This is a genomic window from Oscillibacter acetigenes (genome assembly GCF_025567605.1).
Lineage (GTDB): Bacteria > Bacillota > Clostridia > Oscillospirales > Oscillospiraceae > Oscillibacter > Oscillibacter welbionis.
On sequence record NZ_JAOQKG010000005.1, the window covers coordinates 309571 to 320252 of the forward strand.

Genomic DNA, 10682 nt, shown 5'->3' on the forward strand with positions numbered 1-10682 from the left:
TTAAAAAAACATTCCAGCGAAAAGCCAGAAACCCCTATGACTGTATGGAATTGCGGTTCCTCCTGAAATTCAAAAAAGATCGAATTATTTTCCATGACGGAAACGGGGCCTCGATTATGTGAAAAAAATTGCAATTTTGTGTTCCAAAATTGGAACGAATTTTGAGCAGAGTGCTCCGAAATTGGAACTTGTGAAAACATAAGATTTATGATATAGTCATTTTTGTTAAAAACAAAGCAAAGATGATATGAGTTTTGACGATAAAAAGTGTGATTTCAAATTTGAAATTGCACAAAAGAGCAAAAGGCGAAGGGAGGTGTTCCATTTTTGGAGCAAAAGCAGGTGCGCTCGCAGTTTTCCCATGAGACCATGGAGGAACTGCGCAAGCGAGTTTTGGATTTGGAAGAACAGAACCGTGTCCTGGATGCTTTTATCGAGAACTCTACGGATGCCATCCAGATCTCAGACCGGAATCTGGTGACGCTGCGGATCAACCGGGCTTATGAGGTCCTCACCGGGATTCGGAGAGAGGAGTTAGTGGGGGTGCCGGTGGAGCAGTTGGTGAAAAACCATCTGATTTCCGAATCCTGCGGTGCTATCGTAGCAAAGACCAAAAAGCCACACACCATTGTGCAGACCTTCTATCGCACAGGGCGCAGTGCACATGTGTCCTGCACGCCGGTATTTGATAGCTGCGGTGAGATTGAATTCTATATCTGTAATGACCGGGATTTGGACGAAATCAGCTCTTTGCAGCAGGAGCTTGATAAGATCCGGGGACTGAATGACCAATATCTCCAGGAACTGGAGAGCATCAAGGCCCGGATGGGTGGCCAAAGCAAACTGATTGTGGCCGATAAGGAGATGCTGAAGGTGCTGGCCCTGGCCGCCCGGATAGCCAAGGTGGACTCTACCGCCCTTCTGCTGGGAGAAACCGGTGTAGGTAAGGATGAGATTGCCAGATTTATCCACCAGAACAGCGGGCGGTCCAACCGGCGGTTTGTTCCCATCAACTGCGCTGCCATCACAGAGTCTCTCTTTGAGAGCGAACTCTTTGGACATGAAGGCCATGCCTTCACCGGCGCTGGCAGTAAAGTGAAGCCAGGCCTTCTAGAGGCAGCAGATCACGGAACGCTGTTTCTGGATGAGGTCGGCGAGCTGTCTCTGAATATGCAGGCCAAACTGCTCCATGTGCTGCAGAACCGCTCTTTCATCCGCGTGGGCGGCAACGAACCCGTACAGGTGGACATCCGAGTGATCGCCGCTACTAACTGCGACTTGGAAGAGATGGTGCAGCAGAAACGCTTTCGGGAGGACCTGTATTACCGGCTGAATGTCATGCCGATCCATATTCCGCCGCTCCGGAAGCGAAAAAATGACATCATTCCTCTGGCTCAGCATTTTCTAGATTACTACAATCAAAAATACGACTTTCATCGGAAACTGTCCCCAGCAACCTGCTTTGCGTTGCTGAACTATCGGTGGGAAGGGAACGTCCGCCAGCTGAAAAACAGCATTGAGCAGGCAACCATCATCACGGATACAGACTTGATTCAGCCGGAGAGCTTGCCGATGAACGTGGCGGGTCCGGAGCCTGTTCAGGATGCTCCGGCAGAGGCGGGACTGAATGAGATGCTGGAGCGTATGGAGCTGCGGTATCTCCAGACATTCTACGAGCGGTACGGAAGTATCCGTAAGGCTGCGGAACGCCTGAAACTCCCGCCCACTACGTTCCTACGCCATTGGGAACAGCTACGGCAGAAATATGGAACCTCTTCAGCAGAAGGCAAAGAATGAGGATCTGACAAAATAAACATCCGCTAATGCAATGTGGATACTATGTATTCAAATTCCAAAATGCAATATGAAATGAGTTGGGCCACGGGATGCTTGGAATGCGGGCAACTCTATGTAAATGGCACAGACCTTTGGACCCATGTGGGGAGCTGGGTAAAATCAGCGGGGCGGCTCGTGCGGCTCTGCTGATTCTTTGTACAAGACCATCCGGGCTTTTTTGTGGGCAAGCATCTCGTCCAGCTATACGGCGGCTGCAGTTCTGGGCAGAAGCCCGGCCCCACTTTTGTGGCCAGAGGACGAAAGATAGGGAGAGGGAACGCGCTTTTGCTAAATACGCGAATTACGACGCCGTCGACAAAGAAGCCTTTTTTCTCTGTCATTGAGCCCCCAACAATTCCGCCCTCGTTTGCCCCTGTGGGCCGCTGTGTCGGGCGGACGAGGCCGGGGCGGCATCCGTTGCCCACAAACAACTGCCTTCGGCCCTTGTCGGGCCAGCGTGGCGAAAAGACGAGATACCTCACGCCTGCATTGGCCTTTCTCATCAAATGGCAAGATGACATGAGGTTTGCCCACAACGATTGGCCCCACTTCCGTTGGAGGATTCCCATGTTTCTGGAAGTGAACCGGGGGACGAAAAAAAGCAGGAGAAAGAACCGGCGCTTTTGTTGCGCCGATTCGCTCACAACTTCCCGCAGTGCGGGCAGTTGCGGGATTTTGAAAGAGCGTTGTTCCACACATGAAATAGCAGCAATGACGCTTTTCTCCGCAAAATTCGGCTGTCTCCTTAGATCCGCAGAGTGCCGCTGGGGCGTTCCGGGGCTATTGAGGCACGAAAGCCCCTTCAAAGAATGCGTCGCTGAAAACAAGACAAGGATTCCAATCAGGCAGACAAATTGTTACTTTTCTGATAGTAGGCGCCGTGTCCCCTGGCTATTGAGCCAGCATCGTGACATGCTTTTCCGCTGACAAGGAGGCGGTACGATGTACGACTACTTGAAGGCCTTGCACGCAAGGTCCTGCCAGGAGCCAGAACTTCAAAAAGTCCGGGCGGAACTGGACCAAGCCTACAGAGAAATCAACGCAAGGTTAGGCCAACAAGATCAGGAGACCTTGCTCCAGTTGGCGGATCTGGAGAATGAACTGCGGGAGGAAACCTCCTGACATTCTTCATCACCGGGCTTCAGTTAGGTATAGGGATCGCCGGGGAGATGGAACGGTATTGCCTTGAGGACGAGGAAGAAACGCGGGCCACAGAGAGGGCGAAAATGAAGGATCCCCAGGTCAAAATTGATGTGCTATACAAAGAAAAGAGCCGCTGTCGGCCGCTCTTTCTTAACTTTTTGATAACAGTCACCTTTCCATCTGGCTATTTCTTTTTTCTGTGGCATTTTGTTTCGCTGATGAGAGCTCGCTGGCTCCATAAATGTGAGCAACCGAGCGAAGCGAGACGCTTATCGAGTCGTAAAGGGAGGCGGATGCCATGGCAAAGAAACGGGCCAACGGTGAAGGTAATATCAGGAAAAGATGGCCGGTGGGAAGGGCGGTATACCGCCGGGCATAATCCGGAGACCAGGAAGCTAATCTACAAAAACGTCTTGGGCCGGACCCAGGCAGAGGCGAAGAACAAGCTGAAAGCGGCCATCGAGGAAACCAAGAGCTTGGACGTCACCAAGGCGGGGAAGTACACGGTAGGTACCTGGATGGACGAGTGGTTCGAAAATTACGCAAAGATCAAAGCGAGACCGTCCCCCCACCAGACCTACCGGGGGTACATCAACAACCACATTAAGTCGAATATCGGCAAGGTCCCGCTGGAAAAGCTCACTTCTCTGGAGTTACAGAAATTCTGCAAGAAGCTGCTGACCAGCGGGAGAATTGACAGGGTCGAGAGCAAAAATCAGGCAAAGGGTTTGAGCCCCAAGACGGTGCGGAACATCTGCCAGATCATCGCCTCGGCCATGAAGCTGGCCAAAGAGCAACGGCTGATTGCAGCAGACCCCACAGAGGGCTGTGCCTTGCCGAAGCTGAAACGCAAGGAGATGAAAACGCTGCCCATTGAACAGCTGGCATCCTTCCTTAGAGATGCCAGAAACAGTAGGATATTCGAGATGTACTATGTGGAGCTGGCAGCAAGATTGAGAAGAGGCGAATTGCTTGGCCCGAAATGGGAAGGCATCGATTTCGAACACGGAAACCTTTGGATGAAACAGTAGATCGCCCGGATCAGCAGAAAAATCGTAGATGCCTCCCTGAAAACCAAGAAGGCCTACCGGACGCTGCCCCTGGCAGAGGACACGATCCAGGTTCTGAAACAGCAGAAGAAAAAAGCGGGCAGTAGCCTCTGGGTGTTCCCCGGGCCCACTGGCGGGCCCATCTCACCAGACAGCGTCCTGCATATACTCCACCCGGTGCTGAAGCGGGCGGGGTTGCCCAGAGTTCGATTCCACGACCTCCGGCACACGTTCGCTATGCTGGCACTTCAGAATGGGGTGGACATTAAGACGGTGTCCGGGATGCTGGGACATTTCAGCGCAGGCTTCACGCTGGACACCTACGCCCACGTCACGACAGCGGCGCAAAAGGAGGCGGCCAGGACTATGGAAAAAGTCCTGACGGCGGCAATCTGAAAGCGAAAAAATAATCCCAAACAGCAGGAAAGCCTTGGCGCAGAAGGGCTGCGCCAAGGCACGTTTTTTGCCCTGTCTGGGTCACGGTTTGGGTCAACTGCAAATTTTGCAAAATCGCGTAATTTCTCCGGAAACTTTTGGAGACAAAAAGTGAAGAAAAACCGTCTGATTTCTTGCGAAATCAGACGGTTTTGTGGTTGCGGGGGCTGGACTTGAACCAACGACCTCCGGGTTATGAGCCCGACGAGCTACCAACTGCTCTACCCCGCGATATTCTGTTCTGTGGTGCCGGTGACCGGACTCGAACCGGTACAGTATCGCTACCGGGGGATTTTAAGTCCCCTGTGTCTACCAATTCCACCACACCGGCAGCTGTCGGCAATGATTAGAATACCATACTCTCCAGTCATTGTCAAGCACGGGCAAGGAAAACCTTTCAAATTTTTTCGACAACTCCCGTTGCAAAAAGTCCAGACAGGTGCCCGTTTCCGTGCAATTTTCCGCCCGGAGGCGCATATACTGGCTGAGAACCCAAATGCAAAGGAGGAAATAAAATGATGAGACACCAGACGATCAGCGGCGGGGATGTGGATGACCTGATCTTTCAGGACAGCTGGACCACCAGTCAGCGATAAGAACTGCAGGACGCCGCTTTCGCGGCGTCCTTTTGCGTCACGGACAGATGGTGCCCCCGCCCAGCACCAGATCTCCATCGTAGAACACCACCGCCTGCCCCGGGGTGACGGCCCGCTGAGGCTCTGTGAACACCATGCGGATGCGGCCGCCGGGCAGCGGTTCCACTGTGGCGGCAGCTTCCCGCTGGCTGTACCGGGTCTTGGCGGTGACGGACAGGGGGCGGTCCGGCTCCGGTACGGAGAGCCAGTTCACCCGCTCCGCCGTCAGCTCCCGGGTGTAGAGGCGGTTGTCCTCCCCTAGGATCACGGCATTCCGGTCCGGGTCCTTCCCCAGCACGTACTGCGGCGCGTTGGCGCTGACGCCCAGCCCTTTCCGCTGGCCGATGGTATAGCATTCCATTCCCCTGTGGCGGCCCAGCACACGGCCTTCTGAGTCCAGGAAGTCACCGGGGACGGGCTCCACGCCGCCATACTGCCGCAAAAACGACACATAGTCCCCATCCGGCACAAAGCAGATGTCCTGGCTGTCGGCCTTCTGGGCGTTGGACAGGCCGTTGGCGGCCGCCAGGGCCCGCAGGGCAGGCTTTTCATAGTCTCCCACCGGCAGCAGCAGATGGGCCAGCTGGTGCTGGGTCAACTGATAGAGGAAGTACGTCTGGTCCTTCCGTCGATCCGCGCCCCGCAGCAGCTGCCAGCGGCCGGAGGGCGTATCGAGGCGGACTCTGGCGTAATGGCCGGTGGCCATGGCGTCCGCGCCCTGGTCCAGCGCCCAGTCCAGCAGGGCGCCGAACTTGATCTCCCGGTTGCAGTCAATGCAGGGATTGGGTGTGCGGCCGTGGGTGTAGGCCCACACAAACCGGTCCATGACCCGCTCGCGGAACAGATCGCACAGGTCCAGCACCACATGGGGAATCCCCATGCCGGCGGCCACGGCGCGGGCTGTCTCGATATCATCCGCAGAGCCGCACAGGCCCGGGCGGTCCTTATAGGGATGCAGGCGCAGCGTCACGCCGGTGACATTATAGCCGGCCTGCCGCAGCAGCAGCGCCGCTGCGGCGCTGTCCACGCCGCCGCTCATGGCCACAAATACACGCTGGGACATAAATGGGTTCCTCCTGAAAAGGCCGACGGAGCGCCGGTCGTGTGATAGGGCTATTGTAGCCGATTTCCGGAAAAAAGGAAAGCCGCTTCTGCGAAAAAAACCGACCCCAGCCGGAGCCAGGGTCAGTCCAGATGGCGCTGGGAGAAAGCCTGGGGGGGCAAGGCGTCCGCCAGGGCCAGGAGGAGCGGATTGAAGCCGCCGTTGTAATCGAACTTCACGTCCGACACGTCCGCAGTCCCGCATCGCCGGTCCGGCAACGACAGGGTGAAGCGGGACCCCTGCCCCGGCCGGGACTCGGCAATCATGGTGCCGCCGTGGCGCTCTGCGATGTGCTGGCAGATAGGCAGTCCCAGGCCCAGGCCGTGGGGCTGGGGCGCCATCGCATCGTCGTGAAGGTAGCGGTCGAACAGGAAGGGGATCTGGTCCTCCTGGATACCGCAGCCGGTGTCGGACACGGACAGGCGGACCCATCGGTTGATGAATTTCAGCTCCACGGTCACCGCGCCTCCGGCGGGGGTAAACTTCAGGGCATTGGAGAGCAACTGGTAGAGCAGCAGCTCGATGGAGGGCTGGTGAAAAGCGCAGGTGTGGCAGTCCGCAGCGCTCCGGAATTCCAGCTGGACCTTTTTGAGCGCAAACAGACCCTGAGCCCCGGCACAGACCGCACGGACCGTCTCCGTCAAATCCCGGTCCCGGACGGGGAGGGGCGCGTCCTGCCCCAGCTCTCCCGCCGCCGTCAGATTGTTCACCAGCCGCAGCAGGCGGTAGTAGCTCTGATCCAGCAGGGAAGCTGTGGAATCCAGCGCCGGATCCCCCTCCCGCCGGATGGCAGGCGCCAGCTGGGCGGCCGCCAAGTGCAGGTTTCCCAACACGCTGCGCAACTGGGCGGCGATGTTGGGGAACACAACGGAGAAGTCAAATTGCTCTGCTTCCATAGGCGCATCCTTTCAGCTGGGATTCTCTCTTGTAGCATATACGGGGAGGGGCTTTCAAACCGTGGAAAAGCCTGCCTCGAACACCAATAGGATAGCAAAAAAGGGATGCAAAGACAAGGTCTTTGTCGAAAAAGGGGGAAAATTGTCGAAGTCCGGCAGACACGGCCGAACAGAAGTCCAGTCTGTGCAAAACGGACAACAAATCTTGCGTTTTATATGCGCAATTTTACGCAAAATTGCGGTGACATTTTCCGGTAATATGGTATAATGAGGACAACATCCGCTGCGGCGGAATACGGAATACAGGAAGGAATGGGAACATGGCGATCAAAGTGGGAATCAACGGATTTGGCCGGATCGGCCGCGTGGCACTGCGGATCATGGTGGAGCGCGGCAGCGCCACCTATCAGATGTGCGGCATCAACCTGCGGAACGCGGACCTGGACTACATGGTCTATCAGGTGAAGTACGACTCCGTGTTCAAGACCTTTCAGGGCACGGTGGAGCGGGACGACCGTCACCTGATTATCAACGGCAAGAAGATCCGGGTTTACAGTGAAGACGACGCCGCCAACATCCCCTGGGACGACTGCGGCGCCGAGTACATCATCGAGTCCACGGGCGCCTACTGCACCACGGAAAAGGCCTCCGCCCACTTCCGGCACGGGGCGAAAAAGGTCATCATCTCCGCCCCGGCCAAGGACGACATCACGCCCACCTTTGTCATGGGAGTGAACCACAAGCGGTACACCCCGGAGATGGACGTGGTCTCCAACGCCTCCTGCACCACCAACTGCCTGGCCCCCATGACTAAGGTCATCAACGACACCTTCGGCATCGAGCAGGCGCTGATGTCCACCATCCACGCCGCCACCGCCAAGCAGAAGGCTGTGGACGCCCGGGCGGGCCGGGACTGGCGTACCGGCCGCAGCGTCCTGGGCAACATCATTCCCTCCACCACCGGCGCGGCCAAGGCGGTGGGCGTGGTAATTCCGGAGCTGAAGGGTAAAATGACCGGCATGAGCTTCCGGGTGCCCACCAACGACGTGTCCGTGGTGGACCTGACCGCCCGCCTCAAGCAGCCTGCCAGCTATCATGATGTGTGCGTGGCCATGGAAAACGCCGCCCAGAACAGCATGAAGGGCATCATCACCTGCACCAACGACCAGGTGGTGTCCTCCGACCTGACGGGGTTTTCAGAGACCTGCATCTTCGACGAGACCGCCGGCATCATGCTGGACAACAACTTTGTGAAGCTGATCGCCTGGTATGACAACGAGTGGGGCTACACCAACAAGATCCTGGATCTGATGGCCTACATGCATACAGCGGACCAGAGCCGGTAATACGCTTTTTAGGGCGCGGGCAGCTGCCTGCGTCCTATTTTTTTCATATTAACATAGTACTTTGTACGTTGTCAATAAAGTACTAGACTATATTTTTCTTTATTGGGAAATAGGGTACACTTTTCTCAAACAGCAGGAGCAGTGCTTTTATGAGAAAACGTGACCCAAACAGAATAGAGATGGGACGCCGCTTTCGGGAAGCCAGAGAGCGACTCAACTGGAGCAGAGAAGTGCTTGCCGAGCGGGCCGATCTATCTGTGTCCTTTATTGCGGATTTGGAGCTGGGAAACACCGGCACCCGGCTGGAGAACTTTATCCGCCTGTGCCGCCTGCTGGATTTGAACGCCGACTATGTGCTCTTCGGCGCGCCCGGGGACGCTGTGCAGCGGATCACGGATCTGCTGCGGGACCGGGACGAAGAGACGGTCCGGGTGGTGGAGCGGACCGTGGAGGCCCTGCTGCGGGCCCTGGACGAACAGCAGACAACGTGACAGACGGCGCCCGGCCAGACTGGCCGGGCGCCGTGTTGCCCACTGTGGCGGATTCAAAGAGGCCGCGCCAAAGGCGCGGCCTCTTGTCATGCTTTTTCTGCCTTGGACCGCTCCGCCCGCTTCCGGCGGCGGCTGGCACCGCTGCGGCGGGATCTGGCGGCCGGGGCGGCAGGCTCCGCCGTCCCGGCAGGCTCCTCCGCATCCTGTGGGGCGCTCTGGGCCGGGGCGGGCTCGGCGGTCTCCGCCGGCTTCGCCGCCGCGCGGCTGCGCCGCTTTCCGGGCTTGGACGCCGCCTTGTTTTCCGGCGCGGGGGAGGGGGCCGCCGCCTCCTGGACCGGAGGCGGGGTGAGCAGGGCCTCCAGATGCTCATAGGCCAGCTGACCCTGCACGGGGCCGTACTGCCGGGCCAGGGCGGCGGCCAGCTCCTCCCGAGTGCCTGCCCGCAGCAGGAACGCCGCCTGGAGACAGTCCTGAATGGAGGGGCGCAGAGCCACCTCCCGGAACGTGGAGGCGTATCGTGCGTGGAGGGCACTCATGGCGGCCTCATATCCCTTGTCCTGGCTGATGACATAGGCGAAATCCGCCTCTCCTCTTCCCACCAGGACGCCCAGCTCCGTGATGATCTGGAAGTCCAGGGAGTTCTTGCCTCCCTTCACGCTCTCCAGATACTGCACCTGGGCCTTTGTGCCGGCGCACAGCTTTTTCACGTTGGCCAGGGTCTGCCCCTTGCCGAAAAAGACCAGGACGGTGTCCTCGGCAGTCAGCAGGTCGATACCCTGGAGCCCGGTGCCAATGTTGTTGTCGCCGTCCACCAAAAAAATCATCTTCATCAAATTGTTCTTTCTTTCCTCGTATTTTGACCCATAGCGGGGATTTGCCGGTATCAGTATAGCAGAAGATGCCGAAAAGGACAAGAGGCATTGCGCGCCATCTCCGGGGCGGAGCGAAAAAGGGCGGAGCCGCTGACGCGGCTCCGCCCTGTCTGCCAGGTACGGGTCACTCCTCTTCATCCGTGACGATCAGGCCGTATCCGCCATTTTTCCGGCGGTAGACGATAGATAGGCCGTCATCCTCACTGCTGCGGAACACGAAAAAACTGTGGTCCAGCAGGTTCATCTGCAGGATGGCCTCCTCCGGACTCATGGGCTTCACGGAGAAGCGCTTGGTACGGACGATGGGGAACTCCTTCTCCTCAGCCACCTCAAAGTCGTCCGCCGGGGCGGGCGGGGGGAAGCCCTCAGTCCGCAGGCGCTTGGCCAGGCGGGTCTTGTTCTTCAGAATCTGCCGCTCGATATATCCCACAGCGGCGTCAATGGCGCCGCGCATATCTCCGTCAGGAGCCTCCGTCTGTGCCCGCAGCAACGTGGTGCCGCCGCGGATCGTGATCTCCACCGAGCACAGATGGTCCTTCTCCACAGAGAAAGTGACAAACGCGGTGGTATCCTCCTCCCGGAAGTATCGCTCCAGCTTGGAGATCTTCTTCTGGGCATATTCCTTGATGGAATCATTCAGCGGGACTCTCTTGCAGGCAAAGGTATACTTCATAGGGATCGCTCCTTTCGTGTGGGAGAGATCGGGGATCTCTCCCCTTTTTATTAATATAGCACAAATCTTTCCATTTGAAAAGGGGCGAGCCGGTGAAATTCACAAATTGTTCAGAGCCCGCAGCGATCCGACAAAAGAGGAGCCGATCCGACAAAAGCTCCTATTTACAAGGGATGCAGGGCGGGTGTATGATAATCCCGGAAG

The 10682-nt window shown here is 57.2% G+C and carries 10 protein-coding genes and 2 tRNA genes; 6 read left to right on the top strand and 6 right to left on the bottom strand.

Annotated features, from left to right (window positions below):
• Positions 1–327 precede the first annotated feature (327 nt).
• The 4 genes from OCV80_RS12250 to OCV80_RS12265 all read left to right on the top strand — a co-directional run bounded on the left by OCV80_RS12250 (position 328) and on the right by OCV80_RS12265 (position 4424).
• On the top strand, positions 328–1797 hold the full coding sequence (locus OCV80_RS12250; RefSeq protein ID WP_119310425.1) for a sigma-54 interaction domain-containing protein: 1470 nt from the start codon (positions 328–330) through the stop codon (positions 1795–1797).
• A 981-nt stretch (positions 1798–2778) separates the two neighbouring features.
• Positions 2779–2958 carry a hypothetical protein gene (locus tag OCV80_RS12255; RefSeq protein ID WP_025544248.1) on the top strand — a complete coding sequence of 60 codons (180 nt, stop codon included), beginning with the start codon at positions 2779–2781 and terminating at the stop codon, positions 2956–2958.
• A gap of 47 nt (positions 2959–3005) precedes the next feature.
• Positions 3006–4010: a tyrosine-type recombinase/integrase gene (locus tag OCV80_RS12260; protein WP_267288434.1), complete on the top strand. Its 1005-nt coding sequence runs from the start codon at positions 3006–3008 to the stop codon at positions 4008–4010.
• An 84-nt stretch (positions 4011–4094) separates the two neighbouring features.
• Complete coding sequence (locus OCV80_RS12265; RefSeq protein ID WP_249390908.1) at positions 4095–4424, top strand: tyrosine-type recombinase/integrase; 330 nt, start codon at positions 4095–4097, stop codon at positions 4422–4424.
• Between the two features lie 194 nt (positions 4425–4618).
• Here OCV80_RS12265 and OCV80_RS12270 read toward each other — a convergent pair.
• The 4 genes from OCV80_RS12270 to OCV80_RS12285 all read right to left on the bottom strand — a co-directional run bounded on the left by OCV80_RS12270 (position 4619) and on the right by OCV80_RS12285 (position 7096).
• A tRNA-Met gene (locus OCV80_RS12270) sits at positions 4619–4694 on the bottom strand.
• A gap of 13 nt (positions 4695–4707) precedes the next feature.
• Positions 4708–4794 (bottom strand) — tRNA-Leu (locus tag OCV80_RS12275).
• 302 nt (positions 4795–5096) lie between these two features.
• Complete coding sequence (gene mnmA / locus OCV80_RS12280) at positions 5097–6161, bottom strand: tRNA 2-thiouridine(34) synthase MnmA (protein ID WP_119310424.1); 1065 nt, start codon at positions 6159–6161, stop codon at positions 5097–5099.
• Between the two features lie 122 nt (positions 6162–6283).
• Positions 6284–7096 (bottom strand): sensor histidine kinase, encoded by an 813-nt coding sequence (locus tag OCV80_RS12285; RefSeq protein WP_021748501.1) that lies wholly within the window; start codon positions 7094–7096, stop codon positions 6284–6286.
• A gap of 320 nt (positions 7097–7416) precedes the next feature.
• Here OCV80_RS12285 and gap point away from each other — a divergent pair, with 320 nt between their 5' ends.
• Positions 7417–8442, top strand: a complete 1026-nt coding sequence (gene gap, locus OCV80_RS12290) for a type I glyceraldehyde-3-phosphate dehydrogenase (protein WP_021748499.1) — start codon at positions 7417–7419, stop codon at positions 8440–8442.
• A 149-nt stretch (positions 8443–8591) separates the two neighbouring features.
• The gene (locus tag OCV80_RS12295; RefSeq protein WP_119310423.1) at positions 8592–8933 is read left to right on the top strand and encodes a helix-turn-helix domain-containing protein; all 342 of its coding nucleotides are present in this window, start codon (positions 8592–8594) and stop codon (positions 8931–8933) included.
• A gap of 86 nt (positions 8934–9019) precedes the next feature.
• On the opposite strand, the gene OCV80_RS12300 is transcribed toward OCV80_RS12295, so the two are convergent.
• Both OCV80_RS12300 and hpf read right to left on the bottom strand, forming a co-directional pair.
• Positions 9020–9763, bottom strand: coding sequence for a PIN domain-containing protein (locus tag OCV80_RS12300; protein WP_119310422.1), 744 nt, complete (start codon positions 9761–9763; stop codon positions 9020–9022).
• Between the two features lie 166 nt (positions 9764–9929).
• Positions 9930–10478 carry a ribosome hibernation-promoting factor, HPF/YfiA family gene (gene hpf / locus OCV80_RS12305; protein ID WP_119310421.1) on the bottom strand — a complete coding sequence of 183 codons (549 nt, stop codon included), beginning with the start codon at positions 10476–10478 and terminating at the stop codon, positions 9930–9932.
• Positions 10479–10682 lie beyond the last annotated feature (204 nt).